The organism is Veillonella magna DSM 19857 (assembly GCF_000428745.1).
Lineage (GTDB): Bacteria > Bacillota > Negativicutes > Veillonellales > Veillonellaceae > Veillonella_A > Veillonella_A magna.
The window spans coordinates 1-20700 of record NZ_AUAN01000006.1; the positions used below are offsets into that span (position 1 = coordinate 1).

Sequence of the window (20700 nt, forward strand, 5' to 3'; positions counted from 1 at the left end):
TACACAGCTGGGGAAAATGTAACGATAGATAATGACGGAAAAATTTCAGCGAAGGATACAACGTACACCGCCGGTAGTAACCTTGAGTTAACTAATAAAACTGAATTTTCACTTGTCCCTGAATTGACAAATATTGAATCTATCAAGGGCAAGGACAACACAAAGGGAGAATTGCAATTTACTACTGAAGGTGCTAAGCTATCTCATCAAACCAACTCCATACAGGTGGGAAACGAGATAAAGGCTACTGCCGGTAACAATACCCTTGTGCTTGGCGATGCCATAGAAGCTACATCCGGAAATAACTCGTTATCCGTTGGCAATACCATTAAGGCCACCGTTGGCACTAACTCGCTGACTGTTGGCAACACCATAGAAGCTAAGGCCGGACAGAATTTGTTCGCTCTTAGCGACAACGATTTAACAGCTGCCGTTGGACAGGCACACATGACGATAGATAAAGAAAAGTGGGAAACAGTCTTTAACGATGCGACATCTACAGTCATGAAAGATACATCGATAACAACTACAGCGGGCAAATCTACGTTGGCATTGAGTGATACCACCTCAACCTTGACGGTAGGCAACAAAGACACAGGTTCCACAGCCATGAGTCAGACAACGGATACAGTAGCTTGGACGGTAACGGGCAAAGCTGCGGATGGCAAGCCGGCACCTACGGCAACCGTATCGATTACGGCAGAAGGGCTTGACGTAGGTAAGACAATCATTCATAATCTTGCGGATGGCAAAGCTCCGACTGATGCGGCTACCGTTGGGCAATTAACAACGGCGAAAGAAGAATTTAACACGCACTTCACGAAGCTTGACGGTGATGTGACTAACCTCGGTAACCGTGTGACTACGGTAGAAGGTGATGTGGTTAATCTGCAAAATTCCATAAACGGTATGAACACGCGCATCACCAAACTCGACCGCCGCGTAGACAAAGTCGGTGCCGGAGCAGCGGCATTGGCGGCACTTCATCCGCTTGACTTCGACCCGGACAATAAATGGGATATTGCCGGTGGCTATGGTCATTATGCCGGACAGTCAGCGATGGCTCTCGGCGCATACTACCGCCCGAATGAAGATGTGATGTTCAGTATCGGCGGCGCCTTTGGCAATGGTGAAGATATGATTAACGCCGGTGTGAGTGTGAAGGTTGGTTCCGGTGAAAGCAAGACGACAACTTCGAAAGCAGCCATGGCGAAGAAGATTAATGAATTGCAACAAGTGGTTACTACACAGCATCAGCAGCTGGAAGAACAGAAAGCAAATATGGCAAAGCAAGATGCCAAGATAGCTGCGCAAGAAAATGAAATTCAAGAATTGAAAGCAATGATGCAACAAATATTAGCTAAGTAGCCGTCATCGGTTAATTGTTCCGAGAGTCCGGTAGTACCGCTAGGTGGGTAGGTCTTGCGAATACCCACTGCGCAGTACTGCCGGACTCTCTTGTTATAACCGATGGCGGGTATTAGCAAATGGGGGAAAGAGAAGAGGGAGCTTCCTATCTCGACAGTCAGGTCTGACGAATGACATGTCTGCGATAGAAATCTCCCTTTTTCTTTTCATTGGTGCTACAATAAGCATAAATGGACAGTTTCTACTTTTAGAGAAGGTGAAACAATATATGAGTGTCTAGCGTTATGTGTGGACGGCAAGAGGAAAGTTTATGGTAAGGAGAGATGACTATGAAATGTAAATGCCTAGGAAGGTATGCAACGTGGGTATGTCGTGCGGTGTTGGCAGGCAGTTTGTTGATGGCCCCGATGGTGACTGAAAATTTTGTGACAGCGTCTAATGCATCGACAAGTGTAACGACGGCGGATGAAGCGGATGCGATTGTAAAAGAAGCGAAAGCCATCGTAGCACAGCCGGAAACATTTTATACATTGTATGTAGGTATGCCGAATTCAGATTTTCGGGCAAATTTTTCTAACTTACCCGGTTGGAAAGTAGGGTATTACGATAACTACAAAGACCCATGGATAACGAAGAAAACTGCTAGCTGGGAGTATAAAAGAACATTGCCGTTGGGAAAGCGAATGATTAATCAAGACGTTTATATTAAGCAACTTTATAATGGCTCGGTATATAGAGTGGCCGTTATATTTTCTGGATTGGATAAGGGAACAGGGGCTAAGATATATAAGGAAATGTATAATGTGCTCAAGAATCGATATCCTTCGTTTGAAACATCCATTCCTTATGGTCTAATAGTTCGTCGCGATTATACGCCTACTATCCAAGTAAGCTCTGGCGTACATTTGCAGCTATTGTATTATAAAAATTTTAAGGAACCGAATAACTATGAAGTGGCTTATATAATCGATGGAGGTCAAGCGTACAACCTGTACTAATTTTACTCATCCTCCCTAGCCGATGAAACAAGAGGGGTGTCCATGTCGTAGGTACGTCATTCGCAAGACCTGACTACCGAGGCATGGACACCCCTCTTGTTACTTTATATGTTCTTCTTTTTCTTTTCATGCTATAATAAAGCACATCATACGCGGTTTTCCGCTGATTTAGAATGAATGATGTAGTACGTATAACAAATAGAGTGAATCGATACCGGGCGAGATTAACTGACACCGGATTAGAGTGAATCGACATTGCGTTAGCGTTAACCAATACCGGCTCAAGGTTAACCGGCGCCGTGAATAGCATGTATCGGCACGGGAATAGAACCGGCTGCTACCCGAAATCCGATGGGCATTATGAACAGCGTTAACCGGTACGGTCGATGACGATGTTAATCGGTAGTGTCGATGACGACGATAAAAGTGAGAGAGCTGCGCAGCAGCAAGGAGGCAATATGAAGTATACAAAGATGCATGGACTGGGCAACGATTTTATTTTCTTTACGGATCCGAACGGCGCGGATACGGATTATACGGAATTGGCTAAGCGCCTGTGCCATCGCCAGACGGGCATCGGCGGTGACGGCATTATCGTGGTGGTGCCGTCCAACGTGGCCGATACGCGGATGCGCATTATCAACGCCGACGGCAGTGAAGCGGAAATGTGCGGCAACGGCATTCGTTGCTTTGCGAAATATGTGTATGAACGGGGCATTGTGACAAAAGAAAAGTTTACCATTGAAACGTTGGCCGGTATTATGGAGCCGACGCTGACGGTGGAAGACGGCAAGGTTACCTTGGTTACGGTAAACATGGGTAAGCCTTCCTTTAACGCGGCGGATATTCCCATGGACATCAAGGCGGACAAGGTGCTCAACTATGATGTGGATGTAGACGGCGTGACATATAAAGTAAGCTCCGTGCTCATGGGCGTACCGCATACGGAAGTGTTCGTAGACGATGTGACGAAAGTGCCGCTGACTACGCTAGGGCCGAAGCTGGAACGGCATCCGCTGTTTCCGCGGGGAACGAATGTAAACTTTGTGGAAGTGGTAGACGACAGCCATATTAAGGTGCGCACTTGGGAACGAGGCGCCGGAGCTACGCTGGCGTGCGGTACCGGTTGCTGCGCTTCTGCGGTAATGGCGCACGAAAACGGCTTGACCGGTCGTGAAGTGGATGTGGCCGTGTATCTCGGCACCTTGCACATCAGCTACAGCGAAGACGGCACCGTATTTATGACGGGACCTGCAGCGGAAGTATTCGAAACGGAATTGGCATAACATAGGCAGTACGAACGTATCGGACGTGGCACAACATGTCGGCACGAGTGTGTCGGGATTGCATTAGGCAGGCACTCGTCGGAACTGGCATAACGCAGCGATACGCACGTATGGGATGAGGAAATTACTAGGGAGATATGTATGAAACTACAAGGGATTTCAGGAGCCCGCGGCATCGGCGCCGGCACGGTATATGTATATACGCAGGAAGAGATTTGCATTGATCGCACTCCCATTGAGGAAGCGGCGGTAGCGGAGGAATTACACAAACTGGACGACGCCATGCAGACGACCATTGATCAGCTGACCGAGGTAAAAGCTAAGGCGGCGGCCACGATGGGTGATGCGGAGGCGGCTATCTTCGAAGCACACATTATGATTGCGCAGGACCCGTCGCTGTTGACATCGATTCGGCAGGCAGTGGAAAGTGAACACAAATCCGCGGCGGAAGCTACGGAAGGCGTAATTGAAAGCTTTGCGGCCATGTTCTCTGCTATGGACGATCCGTACATGCGCGAACGCGGTGCCGATATTCGTGACATCGGAGACCGTTTGCTCCGCAACATATTGGGCATGACACCGCGCGGCTTGGCACATTTGTCGGGACAGATTATTTTAGTGGCCGATGATTTGACCCCGTCCGATACAGCGTCCTTGGATGCTACCGTAGTGCAGGGTATTGTAACGGCCAGCGGCGGGCCTACCAGTCATGCCGCCATTATGGCGCGCACCTTGGCGATTCCCGCGGTTATGGGCGTTGGCGACAGCAGCGCACTTCGCACCGGCGAGCAGGCGGTTGTTAACGGCACGGACGGCATTGTGCTGACGGAGCTTAGCGATGATGAATTTGCGCGGTACCAAGAAGAAGGCGCACGGTATCGCCGGGTACTGCAAACGATGAAAGAATCGGCGAACCTGCCGGCGAAGACGAAGGACGGTCATGACGTGCTTCTCTTCGGCAATATCGGCAAAGCTGATGATGCGGCTAAGGCGCGGGAGCTGGGCGCCGAAGGGATCGGCCTGTTCCGAACGGAATTTTTATATATGGAGCGCGACGAATTGCCAAATGAAGAGGTGCAGTACGAAGCCTATAAGGCGTGCGCCGAAGCGATGGACGGACGCCCCGTCATCATTCGCACCATGGACATCGGCGGCGACAAAGAACTAAAATGCTTGGCCTTGCCAAAGGAAATGAATCCCTTCCTCGGGTATCGGGCCATCCGCATTTGCCTGTCCGAACCGGATATGTTTAAGACGCAGCTGAAAGCATTGCTTCGTGCCGGCGTGCATGGTCAGGTGCACATTATGTATCCCATGATTTCTTCGCTGGATGAAGTGCGCCGTGCCAATGCGCTGTTACAGGAAGCAAAGGACGAGCTTGCGGCGGCAGGCGTCGCTTTCAACGGAGACACACCGGTGGGCATCATGGTGGAAACTCCGGCAGCGGCGATGATTGCGGACATCTTGGCAAAGGAAGTTGACTTTTTCAGCATCGGTACCAATGATTTATGCCAGTATACCTTGGCGGTGGATCGCATGAACGAGCGCATCGGGCAGCTGTATGAACCGCTTCACCCGGCAGTGCTGCGGCTCATCAAACAAGTCATCGACGCATCGCATAAGGAAGGCAAGCTTACCGGCATGTGCGGAGAGATGGCCGGTGATCCGATGGCAACGATGATTTTATTGGGACTGGGGCTGGATGAATTCAGCATGAGTGCTACGGCCATTCCCATGATTAAGGCGGTGCTTCGGTCGGTGACCGTAGACGAGTGTCGCCACATGGCGGCAAAGGCATTGACCTTGGGAAGTGCCAAGGAAATTGCGGCGTACGTAACGCGCATAATGACGGAAAAAGGCATTGAACTGTAAATTGGTCATTACGTAAGCGATACTTGTTTGGTATAATAGATAGAGAAAAATGTATGACTCCGTCATACAACAGCAAGTAATGCGCACGGCAGTAGAGGCTGTGCCGATGTGGATAGCGACGCTAGTGGGTAATAGCGTCGGGGAGCAGGAAGAGGAAGGTGTGCACAATGATTCAAGAACATGTAACTATTACGAACGAATCGGGACTACATGCCCGTCCGGCGACGCTGTTTACGCAGCTGGCCGCAAAATTTCAGTCGAAAATTACCTTGGCTAACGGTGCCAAACAGGCCGATGCCAAATCGATTTTGACCGTGTTAACCTTGGGTGCCACGAAGGGAACGGAACTGGTGGTCACCGTTGACGGTGCAGATGAAGCCGAAGCCATGGCGGCGGTTAAAGAATTTTTGACAACGCATAAAGATTAATGGATGATATCCCGTGATTCTATCGCTAGGAAGCTCGTGCGTGGCTAGAGCGTTCTACGCGATAGAGTCACGGGATTTTTTTAAAGAAGAAGAGATACGGTATGAGCTTGTTTTCTTACTAGCGCAAAGAGGGAAGGAGAGGTAGCGTATGATGTCATTAGTAGAAATAATTGCTGATTGTTTTATGTTAGCATCGTATGTAGCATTGCCCGTGTATGTACTTTATCTTGCGTTTCGTCTTTGGAAGCACCGTTCGTTACGGCGGCGTGATATACTGATAGGTATTATCGTGACTGTGTGTACTGTATTTGTGCGCTATGAAATGGAAGAGCCTATAGAACCGCTGCCCAATAGTATTCCGGTGGAGCAGGTGGCTTCGTTACCGGAGAAGGAAATCGTTCGTGTAATACTAACGCAGGAATTAGAGTATTACAAAAGTAAGCGTCTTTTGACAAGCAAGAAAATATTTGATTACCGCATTCATGATATAACCTATCCTTTTGGAAAGGCTGAACTGGCGAAAAAATATCCCGGGTGTTATGACGTATCCCTATCCGTAAAGACCTTTGAATTCGGATGGATACCGGGGAGCGGAACAAGGGATGGGCTTTGGATTCGAAAAGGGATAAGTTATGGTCTGAAAAAAAGTGGAGACCGCTACCTATTGGAACAAGTAGGATCTCCTTGATATATAAAAAGTTGTATTCCGTAATGTATGCCATGCGTCAGCTCTGGCTTCTCTCCTCTGCGAAGGAATACAAAATAGCCTCCGTATTCTGTAATAAAGAGTCATGCACTCCTCCTCTTCGCCGAAGAAAAATAGTGCCTTATTGATTAGAGGATAAAAGAAAAATGAGTGACCCTCTTATGAAGAACGCCATGCGCTAGCCCTGGCTTCAAGTAAGAGGGTCACTCATTTACCATGTTGATTAATAAGGCACTATTCTTTCTTTAAACCTACATCTTCATAGAATGCGCTGTCCGCTTCTCTGGAGGTAATCATCCCTTGCGCGGCCATCAGGGTGAGGACGGTGCGCTGCCGTTCCTTGGCGGCGGTAAAGTTTTCTTTCGGATTATAATAGGACGGTGCCTGCGGCAGACCGGCCAGCATCGCTGCCTGTGCTAAAGAAAGTTTGTCCGGCGTGGTGCCGAAATAACCGGCGGCAGCTGCTTCCAGCCCGTAATAATTATTGCCGTAATAAATGGAATTAAGATACATGGTGAGGATTTGATCCTTCGTGTAATAATACTCCATCAAATACGCCAGCAACACTTCCTCTATCTTGCGCGACATAATGCGCTTGGAAGAGAGAAAGAGATTTTTGACGAGCTGCTGCGTAATGGTGCTGCCTCCTTCCACGGTGTGACCGGCGACCATGTTGATATAAAAGGCGCGGGAAATGCCAAAAATGTCGATGGCACCGTGATCGTAAAAGCGTTTATCCTCCGTTGCTACTAAGGCCTCTTTCATAATGGGGGCGATTTCATCGGCTTTTACGCGGCGGTCCGCCGGGACGCGAGCATTCAAGGCTGTGCGCACGGCCTCTTTGAACGCAAAGAGACGGCGAATACGCTCGGTTCTGCTCAAGCTGTCTTCCGAAGTTTCAATATGTTGTTCCAATCGTGTCTGTGGGGTACGCTGCGCAGTCTTGTCCGCTTCCGGTTCATAACCGGCAAACCAATACAGGCCGGCGGCCAAGGCGGCAAGTACCACTAAAATTTTCAGTAATAGTTTCATGCATCTATCATACCACAGGGAGACAAACTAGGATATAGCAATTACCTTTCCTAGGTGGGAAAGAATACGCAAAAGAAATTAACAGGTAGAAAAAATTGACACACGGAAGAAATTAATGGGAAAGAAATGAATAAGAGGAAGAAATCAATGCGCGAAAGAAATTATGCGGTAGGCAAGAAAAGCCATAGTGTCGGCAGAAGGCAAGTCGGAGAAATAGCGGGAACCAATCCCGTACAGGTAAGAAAAGTCAGAGTATCGGCAGAAGGTAACACCGGGACACCAACCTATGCGATATTTGCAACGTGAAAGATAGTGTCTTGTCATTTGTGGACTGACCCAGTACAATAAAACTATAGAAAAATATAGATATGTGAGTGTCACAATACGACGAAGAACATATCGTCTATGCGTGAATATATAGGAGGAGTTTTTATGGCAGCAGGTAAAATCGTAAGTGTATCGTATTGGCCGGCTCCGTTGGCATATTTTGAGGACCTACCGAAATCGAAGGCTACGTATAAAGAGCTTACTGCCGCTATGAAGGAAGCTGCCATACATATTAGGGACAGCCATCCGCAAACCATCGTTATCCTAAGTCGGTATCGCTACACCTTGCGCGATGCTATTGGGTACAGTCCGCAGCCGCGATTGCGCGGCGCCTTGCAGCCATCCGGCGGAGCGCCGATTACCTTGGGCATGGAAACGGACGATTTTTTTAATCATGTCATGCTGCGCTTGGGAGAACGCATGGGCATTCCGTTGGTCAGTATTTTGGATCATATGCCGACGATTTCCACGGATGATTACTTCCTTCATCATACGGCAGCAATTCCTCTCCATTTCTTAGGTGAAGAAGGTCTGGGCAATAAGCAAATCGTGCGCCTTACCATGGGTCGGCTCAGCTATGAAGAATTATACACCTTCGGTCGTTTGATGCAGATGGCGGCGCAGCAATCGGGACGGCGCATTGCCGTAGTAGGCAGTGCCAATTTATTGCCGGCACGCTTGGTCAATCAAGAGGATGTAAGCGTAGATAAAAATATTGCCCTTATGAATGCGTTGGCCGATTGTCGTCCGCAGGCATTGCATGAGCTGGGCTATCCCGTCGAGGATGAATATGCATTCAGAACTGCCGCCTTTGTCTTGGGCGCGGTAAGCGGTCTCAAGGCAGCGGTACAAACGCATCATTACAGCACTATATCGGGACAGAGCTACGGTCTTGTACAATATGCGATTCCGTAGTGCGCCGTACACAGCATACAGGTATTGAAAAAAAATACCTGTATTTTTTTACAAAAAAGCTTGCATTATTATACAACGATGTGTATAATAAACTACGAAATAAGAAATCACCATCCCCGAGCGAATACGGGATGACAGACAGTAGAGAAAAGATAAGCAGAGGTGTTACACATGAGTAAGGTAAACAAAGGTGAAGTCAATAAAGTCGTATTAGCGTATTCCGGCGGATTGGACACATCCGTTATTATTCCTTGGTTAAAAGAAAACTATGGCTGCGAAGTCGTAGCCGTATGCTGCAACTTGGGACAGCCGGAAGACTATGCAGCGGTGGAAAAGAAAGCTATCGCTTCCGGTGCGGTGAAGGCGTACATCGTTGATTGCCGCGAAGAATTCGTCAGCGATTACATTTGGCCCACCGTAAAAGCCGGTGCCGTATACGAAGGAAAATATTTATTGGGCACCTCCTTTGCTCGTCCGCTCATTGCTAAAAAATTAGTGGAAATCGCTAAGGCCGAAGGAGCCGATGCGATTGCCCACGGTGCTACCGGTAAAGGCAATGACCAGGTACGTTTCGAATTATCCATCAAAGCCTTGTCGCCGAATACAAAGATCATTGCGCCATGGCGTGAATGGGAACTGAAATCCCGTGAAGATTGCATGGCCTATGCGGCTAAGCATAACATTCCCGTAGTGGCGACTAAAAAGCATCCGTACAGCATGGACCAGAACGTATGGCACTTATCCCATGAAGGCGGCGATTTGGAAGATCCGGCAAACGCACCGAAAAGCGATGTATACTTGGTAAGCAAATCTCCGGAAGAAGCACCGGATGTACCGACGACGGTAGAGATTACGTTCACCGAAGGGGTACCGACAGCAGTGAACGGCAAGACCGGCACGCCGCTGGAATTGCTTAACACCTTAAATGAAATCGGTGCCGCCAACGGTATCGGCATTGTAGATATTGTAGAAAATCGGTTGGTAGGCATGAAGTCCCGTGGGGTGTATGAAAATCCGGGCGGAGCCATCATCATGTATGCCCATCGTGAAATGGAATACCTGTGCCTCGACAGAGCCACCTTCCACTATAAAGAATTGGTGGCTAACAAATACGCGGAACTCGTGTACGACGGCATGTGGTTTGCACCGCTTATGACAGCCTTGCAGGCGTTCGTGGATGCCACGCAGAAAACGGTAACCGGCACGGTAACCTTGAAGCTCTATAAAGGCAACATCATCAGCGCCGGAGCAACGTCGCCGTATTCCTTGTACAATCAGGAATTCGTTACCTTCGAAGAAGACGATGTATACGATCAGGCCGATGCGGAAGGGTTCATCAACCTCTTCGGCTTGCCGCTGACGATCAATGCGTTGATGAAAGAAAAGGCAGGTTTATAATGGCAAAATTATGGGGTGGCCGGTTTACGAAGGGCACCGATAAAGCGGTGGAGGACTTTACGTCCTCCATTGGCTTTGATGCGCGGATGTACGCGGAGGACATTGCTGGCAGCAAGGCACATGCCACGATGCTGGCCAAGCAGGGCATTATTTCCGAAGCGGATGCAAAGGCTATCGTAGACGGGCTGACAGAAATAGAACAGGCTATCGAAGCCGGTACGTTTGAGTTTTCCGTAGCTCTCGAAGACATTCATATGAATATTGAAAAGCGTCTTACCGATGCTATCGGCGAAGCCGGCGGACGCCTTCACACCGGACGAAGCCGTAATGATCAATGCGCCGTGGATCTTCACATGTATGTGCGCAAGGCCGTGGTGCATATCGGTGAACTGATTACGGATTTGCGCAAAGCTATTTTGGAAGTGGCCGAAGCGAACAAGGATGTTATTATGCCGGGGTATACACATTTGCAGCGGGCGCAGCCGGTGCTTTTCAGCCATCACCTGATGGCGTACTTTTCCATGTTGGGCCGCGATGCGAAACGGTTGGCGCTGATTTACGATTACGCGGACACCATGCCGCTTGGCGCGGGAGCGTTGGCAGGGACGACGTATCCCATCGATCAAAGCTATACGCAGGAGCTGTTGCACTTCGGAAAGATATACGAAAACAGCATGGATGCGGTAAGTGATCGCGATTATGTGTTGGAGTTTCTTCATCTGGCGTCCATGGTTATGATGCACCTTAGCCGGTTAAGCGAAGAATTAATTCTTTGGTCCAGTACGGAATTTGGCTTCATCGAATTGGACGATGCCCATTGCACAGGGTCGAGCATTATGCCGCAGAAGAAAAATCCTGACGTGTGTGAATTGGTGCGCGGTAAGACCGGTCGGATTTACGGTCACCTGTTGGGACTGTTGACGACGATGAAAGGCTTGCCTCTTACCTATAACAAGGATATGCAGGAGGATAAGGAAGGCATCTTTGATGCGGAGGATACCCTTCACTTTGCCTTGTCCATTAACGCTGCTATGCTGCGGGCGATGAAAGTAAACGGTACGCGGATGCGGGCTGTGCTGCAAGATGATTTTTCCAATGCCACCGACATGGCAGATTATTTGGCGAAGAAAGGCGTGCCCTTCCGTGAAGCCCATGCCATTGTAGGTGCGGCGGTGCAGCACTGCATTGAAAAGGGCTGTGTGCTGGCAGATTTGTCGGTAGATGATTTCAAAGCGATTTCACCCATCTTTGAAGACGATATTTTGGATGCCATTACCATCGAAGCCTGTGTGGCGGGACGCAGCAATTATAGCGGCACCGCACCGGCGAATGTGATGCGGCAGATCGAAAACGGGAAGAATGCGGTACGGGCCGAGGAAGCGCAGCTTGCTTCCTGGGCGAGAGAGATACAATTATAAATAGAATGGTTTTATAAAAGCAATGATGATGTGCTGGGCGGTCAGGTCTGACGAATTCCCGCTACGCACATCATCATTGCTTTCTTGCATTCTACAGTAGTTGTAAACTCTCGGCAGGGAGCAAAGCTGGAAGGGGGAGTGTCTTGCGAATTCCTCTCCCTCTCCCAACATAAAAATAGTAGTGTAATAAAAATAGACAAGAGAAAAAGAGAGCGGCTACCGTGCGCAGAAGGAATTCACCTGCCCGCGCTCCCAATATAAACAATAAAGGCATTGGCAAACGCAGTAGAAGAGAACAATGAAATCGCCCCTGTGCGTAGAGGAAATTCGTAAGACATGACCTCATAGCATAGGGGCGATTTCATGTATTGCTTACAAATTTTTACCAACGCCTTTATTTTTATGTTATAATTCCTATAGAAGTTTTGCGTATACTCTATATGTTTTTCGATTATACGCAAGACGATAAGTAGGAATAAGAGTGATCATACTACAATCGATCACTCACTAGAATGGAGATAGTATGACTCTAGTAGGAGTTTGGATCAATGGGCTAGCCATTGTGGCGGCCGGTGTATTGGGCAGTCGTTGTAAGCGCGGCTTGCCGGAGCGAATCAAAGAACGACTGATGGCGGCGTTAGCGCTGTGCTTGTTATATATTGGCATTGGCGGTATCAATGCGGATATGAATTTAATGGTGCTGACGATTTCCGTCACTGCCGGGGCGCTTATCGGCGAATGGCTGGAAATCGAGTATCGCATGGGCGAAGCCTGTCGCTGGTTGCAGCGCATGGGGCGCCGTGTATTCGGCCAACAAGAGACCGGCGACGATACGGACGGATTCGTGGTGAGCACGCTCATCGTTTGCGCCGGAGCCATGTCGATTGTCGGCGGCATTGAAAGTGGGACACAAGGCACGTACACGACATACTTGGTGAAATCCTGTATGGACTTTGTGGTTATTTTTATGTTGGCCTCTACGAAGGGAAGCAGCTGCGCCTTAGCGGGGATTTCCGTATTTGTCTATCAGCTGCTCATTACCGTATCGGCCGGTTATATTGCGCAGATTGTAACGCCGGCCATCATTACTGAAATGGCAGAAATCGGAGCGCTGCTTATTCTGGCGATTGCCATGAACCTGTTACATATTACAAAGCTCAGTGTGGGCAATTTAATCGTGGCTCCGTACATTCCCATTGTGCTGTACTTGCTGCATATGTGGCAGTCATAGCAGCGGGGACGCCGTAAAAGAATACGAATTCAAGAATATATGAATTCTAAAGAGTACGAATAAGAGAAATAAGAGGAGGCATGGCTATGAATTACGAGAAGTTATATATTGACGGTGCTTGGGTGGACGCGCACGGCACGGGACGCATTGACGTAGAAAACCCGGCGACCATGCAAGTCATCGCCAAAGTACCAGCCGGTGATAGCGAAGATGTGGCACGCGCGGCGGAAGCAGCCAAGCGGGCCTTTCCGTTGTGGGCAGCCACGCCGATGGAAGAACGCATTCGCTATATGAAGGACATGCTGGTGCAGTTCGAAGGCTTGCGAGATACCTTTGTGGATACCATCGTCAGCGAATTGGGATCGCCGGTGACATTTACCGAATCCGTACAGGTGGACTACCAATATACCCGAACCCGTTCCTTCATAGAATTGGCAGAGACCTTACCGTTGGTAGAGAAATTGCCGAACTCTACGGTGTATCGCGATCCGGTGGGCGTCGTAGCGTGCATCACCCCGTGGAATTATCCGTTGGGACAGATTGTGCAGAAGGTAATGCCGGCCATTTTGACGGGCAACACGGTGGTGTTAAAACCGAGTCAGCACACACCGCTGACGGCGTATTGGCTGGTGGAAGCGTTCCATCGCGCCGGCTTCCCGAACGGTGTGATCAACATGGTCACCGGTCGTGGTGGCGAAGTGGGCAATGCTATGTGCGACGATCCGCACATTGATATGGTATCCTTCACGGGATCCACCGCAGCGGGGCGCACCGTTTCGCAACGGGCCTTGGGCGGCTTGAAACGCATCAGTATGGAACTGGGCGGTAAATCACCGTGCGTGATTTTACCCGGTGCCGATTATGAAGCAGCCATCCGCGCTTGCTTTAACACGATTTTCTTTAATGCCGGACAAACCTGTACGGCGCAGTCGCGCCTGTTGATTCCTCGCCAGTCCAAGGCGGCGTTGGAAGCGTTGATGCTGGAAATCATCGGTGAATACACCGTAGGCGATCCGACGAATCGCAGCTCCGGCATTGGTACGGTAGCATCCAAACAGCAGTTTACGACGATTTCCGAATACATTGCCAAGGGCAAGGAAGAAGGGGCGGTGCTCCTTTACGGTAACGAACCGGTAGCACCGGACCGCGGCTATTACGTGGATCCGGTCATTTTCACCAATGTAACGAACGACATGACCATAGCCCGCGAAGAAATCTTCGGGCCTGTACTGTGCGTCATCCCTTACGATTCCGTAGAAGAGGCGGTGCGCATTGCCAACGATACGCCGTACGGTCTCAGCGGTGCCGTGTGGGGCATGAAGGACGAAGCCATTGCGGTGGCTCGTCACATTCGCACGGGCAATGTATTTATCAATGACGGACCGCGCGATGTGGAAGCGCCTTTCGGCGGATTTAAATCCAGTGGTATCGGCCGTGAAGGCGGGCGGGATGGATTGCTGGAATTTACGGAACCACAGGCCCTGTTCGATAACGGACATTAATGGAACCCGGTACATGGGTACCTATTCGTAAGGCGTAACCGGCGTCGATCGGTACGCTACCGGTGAAGGATACCATGTAGCTGACGGGTAAGCTATCGGCGAAGGGTAACGTGTAGCATCCGTGAAGTAAACCGTGTAACCATTGTTACATAGATAAATTTTATAGGGGATATATGCAATAATTTTCATTGTCAATATCCCCTTTTGTCATATAAAATATATGGTGAAGTCATAGTAACGACTGTCTAACGGGAGGTAGTGTTGGGGCAGCCAGGTGAGAAAGGATGTGACAAGTATGCGTGAATACCGTTGTGATACGGAACGAATTAAACGAATGTACAAGGATATCGCGGTGGCCGTAAGCGAAGCGATTCAGTACAAAGATATTAATGTATATGACAAGATTCAGCTTGTCGTGATTGATGATGTAGTAACGGATTGGTACGGGCCGGATGCGTTTACCGGCAAGAGACCGGTGCCGCCGGCGGACAGCTTGGCACGAGAATTTTACAAAGCGCGTTACGAATATGAAAAGCGTTTCTTTGAAGAGTCCAGCACATCGCATGCCGTGTCCTTAGCGTTGTTAAAGGGAACGGTAGAGGCGACGGAGCAGGATATGTTGTCCCATGTGCTGACGGATTCGGAAGCAGCGCGGCTGTGGGGCGTAGGTCTTACGGCGGTCATTCGCGCGTGCCAATCGGGCAAGGGCGATGAGCATAGCTTCCGCCCGACGGAATGCCGCGACAGCATGGGCACATGGCTCGTTACGGAAGCGGCGATGAATCGCGTGTTCGGTAAACGGCGCTCCGTGTATGATGGTGAACGACCGTACCTGACGGACATGGCCGTGGAAGAAGCGGGCGCGTTGCTTCGCCGGTTGTCGCCGGACGAATACATGCCGCTCTTGAAGAAGGCGTGCGACGATTTGGAAAACGGCAAGGAAAAACAGCTCGTTGACGATCTGGCGGCGCTGGGTGCCATCACCGGGGTGGCGTTACAAACGGTAACGTACTTGCGGGATAATTTTGAAGCGAACAGTAAATTATTCTGGGATTTCCTGGAAGTATTGGTAACCGCTGATGAAACGCGGCGTGCCGAAGGCGCTATGTGGGACGGCGTTTCCTTGCAGCTGTTGCGCGTGGCTCCGACGGTGACGACACCGACGACGGATAACGAATTACTGGACGCGTACGACGAAGCCGTTCTTGATGAACATGGCTTCCGGGCAGAAGTGAAAGAACGCCAAGGACAACACTATGATGACGGTAAGGTGGATGAACAAGGACTTACCGACGATATCAGCTACGAAGAATTGATGTCGAAGGTCGTAGACAGTGACTTGAGTGATTTAATCAAAAAATAATTTTAATAAGGGGAAAGGCCTGTATAGGGCACTAGGAAGCCTGCTGACGCAAAGGCGTTCTACGTGCCCTATACAGGCCTTTCTTTCTATGTACAAACATTTTTTGAGTAAATCATACAAGAGGGGGAGGGGAGAGAGTGCTGACGCAACGATATACCACATGTATGCATTATCCGTATACGTCCGCATCGTTTTCTAGTTGAAATTTTTATGAAGATATGAAAAAATGTATTCATAAAAAACTTACTTAAAAACTTAATAAAATATTTAAGTGGGTAGTAAGTATCGTAGAGAGTATTGTCGGTACCGTAGATAGTATGGTAGCCATGAAAGGAAGTTGTCAGTATGTCAGAGTTGCGGTGGAATCCGTTGTTAAGGACCTGGACGATGGTGGCGTCGAATCGCAAGCATCGCCCGACGATGCCGAAGGATTGGTGTCCCTTTTGCCCCGGCGAAGGAAAGAAGGTGCCGGAGCATTTTACCGTGTATGCCTACGATAATGACTTTCCCGCACTGACCACATCGCCGGATGTTCCCTATGCGGATAGCACGGGATTTTATACGAGCGCGGAGAATTACGGCAAGTGCGAAGTGATATTATATTCGCCGGAGCACACGGCGAAGTTTTACGAGCTGTCCATTGATCACATTGACGAATTGCTGGCGCTTATCAGCGAGCGCTGCGACGCATTGGCGGCGGACGAACGCATTAAATATGTGTATCCCTTTGAAAATAAAGGCGAAGCCGTCGGGGTAACCATGCCGCATCCGCACGGGCAGCTGTACGGGTATCCCTTCGTGCCGCAAAAGCTTGAAGTCGAATTGGCATCGGCGAAGGCGTATCACGCCGACCATGATGGACATTGCTTGTTCTGCGACATGAACCATGCGGAGCTGACCGCCAAGGAACGCATCGTCGCGGAGAATGACAGCTTCCTTGGGTACATTCCGTTTTTCACGGATTATCCGTACGGCGTATTCATTGTGGCTAAGCGGCACATGGGCTATCTTAGCGAATGCACGGCAAAGGAACGCCGGGATCTGGCGGAGATGCTTAAATATCTGACAAAGGCCTTTGATGCCTTGTTCGATGCACCGTTCCCATACATGATGGTCTATCATCAACGACCGGTGAACAGTGCGGCTTATGCGGATTCCGACGAGTACTTTCATTTTCATATCGAGTTCTATCCGCCTTTCAGAGAGGCAAATAAAATTAAGTATTACGCGTCCTCGGAAATGGGGGCGTGGGCAGCGGCCAACACCAGTGCGGTGGAAGAAACGGCACCGGTGCTGAAGCGGCTGTACACACAGGCAAAAGAGGGAGAGTAGTCATGACGAAAGATGAATTGACAGCACGATTTGTGGCACAGTTTGGTGAAAGTACGGAGCCGGTGCGCTGTTATTTTGCACCGGGGCGCGTCAACATTATCGGCGAGCATCAGGATTATAACGGAGGTCACGTGTTCCCGGCGGCGTTGACCGTAGGCATTTGGGGTGCCATGCGGGTGCGTTCGGATAAGAAGGTGCGCCTTTTTTCGGAGAACATGGACACCACGGTAGAGGTGGATTTGTCGGTGCCTCTTCGCTATGAAGCCGAGAGGGATTGGGCGAACTATCCGCTGGGCATCATCGACTATGTACAGCGCGATGGGCACGACATGCCGGGGATGGATCTCTACTTTGTAGGCAACCTGCCGGCCGGAGCCGGTCTATCCTCGTCGGCGTGCATTCTCGATTTGACGGGATACATGCTATGGGATTATCTGGGCGTGCCGCTGGATATGACGAAGCTGGCGGAGATGGCGCAGCAAGTAGAATATAATTTTGTCGGCGTCAAGGTGGGCATTATGGATCAGTTCGCCATCAGTCAAGGCAAGGCAGGCCATGGGGTGCTGCTGGATTGCACGACAATGAATTATGAATTGGTCCCGCTTAATTGGGGCGACTACCGGTTGATCATTATGAACACCAATAAAAAGCGGGGCCTGGTGGATTCAAAATTTAACGAACGCAAAGGCGAATGCGATGCGGCGCTGGCGGAGATTCAAAAGCACTATCCACTGACGGCGTTGTCCTTGGCGAAGGAAAGCGATTTGGAGTACATTGCGGACGAGGTACTGCGGCGCAGAGCCCGTCATGCCTTGACGGAGAACCTACGAGTGCTGCGCTTTATGGACGCATTGCGCGCCGGTGATATTAACGAAATCGCAGACATTTTAACGGCATCGCACACGTCGCTGCAACAGGATTATGAAGTCAGCGGTAAGGAGTTGGACACGATTGTGACCATTGCACGGCAGCAACCGGGCTGCTTGGCATCGCGTATGACCGGTGCCGGATTTGGGGGCTGTGCCATTGCACTGGTAGAAACGGCGCAGGTAGATGCTTTCAAGGAAGCGGTGACCACAGCCTATACAAAGGCCATCGGAACGGAGCCCAGTATGTATGAAGCGGAAATTGGTGACGGCGTACACGCGCTGTCCTAGAAAGGTCGGGGTAGGATGCCGAGGCAGCAGTTGAACAATGATGAAATTATACTGAACTATATACGGCGCAACGGGCCGGTATCGAAGGCAAGCATTGCGCGCAATACGGGCATTACAGCGCCGACGGTGACGAATATCTGTAATGCATTGATGGAGAAAGATCTGATTTACATGGATCGCGAGGAGCGATCGCCCGTAGGCAGACCGTCCATGCTGCTGCGCTTTAACGAGCACACGGAAACGATGATGGTCATCCACATCCGTACCTATGCGTTGCTGTTTTACGTGGTCACCGCAGGCGGCACCATTTTACATCGCCGTCAGCAGTCTAGTATCGGCATGGGGCGCGATGAAATTATGAACAGCATTTATCGGGAAGTGGCGGTTACCTTGGAGAGCTCCCGCTTTACCATCAGCTGTTTGGGTCTCGTCATGCGCGGTCCCGTCGATTCGGTGAAGGGCATTTCCGTGTACTCGCCACATGCGAAATGGAACAATGTGCCCTTTAAATATATGTTGGAAGAACGCTTTCACTTGCCCGTGTTCCTGGACAATGATGTGCGCTGCTTGTCTACCGGCGAATATTATTACGGCAGCGGCAAGGGCATTGAAAGCTTGGTGGTGCTAAAGTTTAGCTACGGTCTTGGGTCGGCCCTGTTGTATCAAGGCTCCTTGTTCCGCGGCTTTAACGAAAGCGCCGGTGAAATCGGTCACACCATCGTGCCCTGTGACAACGGTCAGCGGTATACGACGCTGGAGGAAGTGGCGTCGGAAACGGCCATTCGCAATTATGTGTTGCAGCAAATCAAAGCCGGACGTCCTTGTGCGGTGGCGGATTCGCCGGAGGTCAATCGCGATGCCTTTCGCATTGAGCCGATTTACGAGGCAGCGGTCAAAGGCGATGCGGTGTGTTTGGAAGCATTGCAACGGGTGGGCAACTACCTGGGGGCGACGCTGGCCAACATCAGCAATCTCATCAATCCGGAGCGGATTGTGCTGAGTAGTGCCCTCGGTGAAGCGGTGACGATTATGGAACCAATCCTGCGGGATATGATCGAGAAGCACGTGTATAAATCGCGCCCGGTGGATGTGGTGTATTCCGGTAACGGCGTGTATTACACCTTGCTGGGCATGGTAGACATCATGGGTGCCGAACGGGCCGCTACGGCATGGCTCGTCTGATAGGGTAGAAGCGCCGACATAGTATACGGTATGGCGAAGAATAGATTCTACGGTTTCTTTTTAAAGGAGGAGTTTCTTGTGAAAAAGTCATGGAAAGCAGCAATGTTAGCCACCTTGGCGGTAGGCACGTTTGTACTGGGCGGCTGCGGCGGCAGTGGTAGCGGCAGCGGCGAATTACCGCAAATCGGTGTAGCCATCTACAAATTCGACGACACCTTTATGAGCGGTGTGCGCGCTCGCATCGACGCCGACGCGAAAGGCAAGGCAAAGGTAGACATTGTGGACAGCCAGAACTCGCAGCCGACGCAGAACGAAAAGATTGACCTTTTCATCAACAAAAAGTACAAGGCCATCGGTGTTAACGTAGTGGATCGCACCGCGGCAGGCGTACTCATCGACAAGGCGAAGAACGCTAACATTCCCATGGTATTCATGAACCGCGAACCGCTGAAGGAAGATATGGCGAAGTGGGATAAGGTATACTATGTAGGCGCTAAAGCGGAACAAAGCGGCGAAATGCAGGGCAAGATCCTGTCGGATTATTTCAAAAAGCATCCGGAAGCCTATAAGAGCGGCGACAAGGTGATGCACTATGTAATGATCACCGGCGAGCCGGGCCATCAGGATGCGGTGCTTCGCAGCCAGCACGTTATCGAATCCTTGAAGAAGGAAGGCATACAGGTGCAGGAATTGGCACAGGACACCGGCATGTGGGATCGCGTAAAGGGTCAGGAAAAGATGGCTGCCTTCCTCAGTCGTTTCGGCGACAAGATTGATGCGGTTATCTGCAACAACGACGACATGGCCTTAGGGGCCATCGAAGCCTTGAAGGCAGCCGGTTACTTCCAAAACGGTAAGTACATTCCGGTTGTCGGCGTAGATGCGACGGCACCGGCGGTGCAGGCACTAAAAGACGGCACCTTGCTCGGTACGGTACTGAACAACGCCAAGAAACAAGGCGATGCAGTATTCAATCTGTCCTTAGTCCTCGCTAAAGGCGAAACGCCGACGAAGGACAATGTAGGCTTTGACATCGTTGACGGTAAGTACATTTGGGTACCCTACGAAATCGTAACGAAGGACAATGCAGATAAGATTTTAGGCGATAAATAATCGCCGGCGGCTTCATGGCAGGAGGCAGTTTGCTTCCTGCCCATGAGGTACAGACCTGCCGTTAAGGCAATA

General features: G+C 50.2%; 18 protein-coding genes. 17 read left to right on the forward strand and 1 reads right to left on the reverse strand.

The window, feature by feature from the left end:
• The 6 genes from G344_RS11875 to G344_RS0102425 all read left to right on the forward strand — a co-directional run.
• Positions 1-1368: YadA C-terminal domain-containing protein (locus G344_RS11875; protein WP_211219543.1), on the forward strand; the 1368-nt coding region annotated here is incomplete at its 5' end.
• 329 nt (positions 1369-1697) lie between these two features.
• Positions 1698-2366: a protein prenyltransferase subunit alpha family protein gene (locus G344_RS0102400; RefSeq protein ID WP_028254803.1), complete on the forward strand. Its 669-nt coding sequence runs from the start codon at positions 1698-1700 to the stop codon at positions 2364-2366.
• 458 nt (positions 2367-2824) lie between these two features.
• Positions 2825-3652 carry a diaminopimelate epimerase gene (dapF, locus tag G344_RS0102405; RefSeq protein ID WP_028254804.1) on the forward strand — a complete coding sequence of 276 codons (828 nt, stop codon included), beginning with the start codon at positions 2825-2827 and terminating at the stop codon, positions 3650-3652.
• A gap of 141 nt (positions 3653-3793) precedes the next feature.
• Positions 3794-5524: a phosphoenolpyruvate--protein phosphotransferase gene (gene ptsP / locus G344_RS0102410; protein ID WP_028254805.1), complete on the forward strand. Its 1731-nt coding sequence runs from the start codon at positions 3794-3796 to the stop codon at positions 5522-5524.
• A gap of 167 nt (positions 5525-5691) precedes the next feature.
• Positions 5692-5952, forward strand: a complete 261-nt coding sequence (locus G344_RS0102415; protein ID WP_028254806.1) for an HPr family phosphocarrier protein — start codon at positions 5692-5694, stop codon at positions 5950-5952.
• Positions 5953-6100: 148 nt separating this feature from the next.
• Positions 6101-6640 carry a hypothetical protein gene (locus tag G344_RS0102425; protein WP_028254807.1) on the forward strand — a complete coding sequence of 180 codons (540 nt, stop codon included), beginning with the start codon at positions 6101-6103 and terminating at the stop codon, positions 6638-6640.
• Between the two features lie 252 nt (positions 6641-6892).
• On the opposite strand, the gene G344_RS0102430 is transcribed toward G344_RS0102425, so the two are convergent.
• The gene (locus G344_RS0102430; protein WP_028254808.1) at positions 6893-7690 is read right to left on the reverse strand and encodes a transglycosylase domain-containing protein; all 798 of its coding nucleotides are present in this window, start codon (positions 7688-7690) and stop codon (positions 6893-6895) included.
• A 147-nt stretch (positions 7691-7837) separates the two neighbouring features.
• On the opposite strand from G344_RS0102430, the gene G344_RS12315 reads away from it, so the two are divergent.
• The 11 genes from G344_RS12315 (at position 7838) to G344_RS0102485 (ending at position 20628) form a co-directional block, all read left to right on the forward strand.
• Positions 7838-7996, forward strand: a complete 159-nt coding sequence (locus G344_RS12315) for a hypothetical protein (protein WP_156886133.1) — start codon at positions 7838-7840, stop codon at positions 7994-7996.
• Positions 7997-8122: 126 nt separating this feature from the next.
• The gene (locus G344_RS0102440; RefSeq protein WP_028254809.1) at positions 8123-8932 is read left to right on the forward strand and encodes a class III extradiol ring-cleavage dioxygenase family protein; all 810 of its coding nucleotides are present in this window, start codon (positions 8123-8125) and stop codon (positions 8930-8932) included.
• Between the two features lie 171 nt (positions 8933-9103).
• A complete protein-coding gene (locus tag G344_RS0102445; RefSeq protein WP_028254810.1) occupies positions 9104-10330 on the forward strand; it encodes an argininosuccinate synthase in 1227 nt (408 codons plus the stop codon).
• Positions 10330-11748, forward strand: a complete 1419-nt coding sequence (argH, locus tag G344_RS0102450; protein ID WP_028254811.1) for an argininosuccinate lyase — start codon at positions 10330-10332, stop codon at positions 11746-11748. Before G344_RS0102445 ends, argH begins: the two co-directional genes overlap by 1 nt.
• Before the next feature lie 523 nt (positions 11749-12271).
• On the forward strand, positions 12272-12979 hold the full coding sequence (locus G344_RS0102455; RefSeq protein ID WP_028254812.1) for a DUF554 domain-containing protein: 708 nt from the start codon (positions 12272-12274) through the stop codon (positions 12977-12979).
• An 86-nt stretch (positions 12980-13065) separates the two neighbouring features.
• The gene (locus G344_RS0102460) at positions 13066-14481 is read left to right on the forward strand and encodes an aldehyde dehydrogenase family protein (protein ID WP_028254813.1); all 1416 of its coding nucleotides are present in this window, start codon (positions 13066-13068) and stop codon (positions 14479-14481) included.
• 295 nt (positions 14482-14776) lie between these two features.
• Positions 14777-15844 carry a helix-turn-helix domain-containing protein gene (locus tag G344_RS0102465; protein ID WP_028254814.1) on the forward strand — a complete coding sequence of 356 codons (1068 nt, stop codon included), beginning with the start codon at positions 14777-14779 and terminating at the stop codon, positions 15842-15844.
• Between the two features lie 345 nt (positions 15845-16189).
• Positions 16190-17176 carry a galactose-1-phosphate uridylyltransferase gene (gene galT / locus G344_RS0102470; RefSeq protein ID WP_028254815.1) on the forward strand — a complete coding sequence of 329 codons (987 nt, stop codon included), beginning with the start codon at positions 16190-16192 and terminating at the stop codon, positions 17174-17176.
• Positions 17177-17178: 2 nt separating this feature from the next.
• On the forward strand, positions 17179-18333 hold the full coding sequence (locus tag G344_RS0102475; RefSeq protein WP_028254816.1) for a galactokinase: 1155 nt from the start codon (positions 17179-17181) through the stop codon (positions 18331-18333).
• A 15-nt stretch (positions 18334-18348) separates the two neighbouring features.
• On the forward strand, positions 18349-19515 hold the full coding sequence (locus G344_RS0102480; protein ID WP_038154792.1) for an ROK family transcriptional regulator: 1167 nt from the start codon (positions 18349-18351) through the stop codon (positions 19513-19515).
• A gap of 78 nt (positions 19516-19593) precedes the next feature.
• Positions 19594-20628 (forward strand): galactose ABC transporter substrate-binding protein, encoded by a 1035-nt coding sequence (locus tag G344_RS0102485; RefSeq protein ID WP_028254818.1) that lies wholly within the window; start codon positions 19594-19596, stop codon positions 20626-20628.
• The last annotated feature ends 72 nt before the right edge of the window (positions 20629-20700 follow it).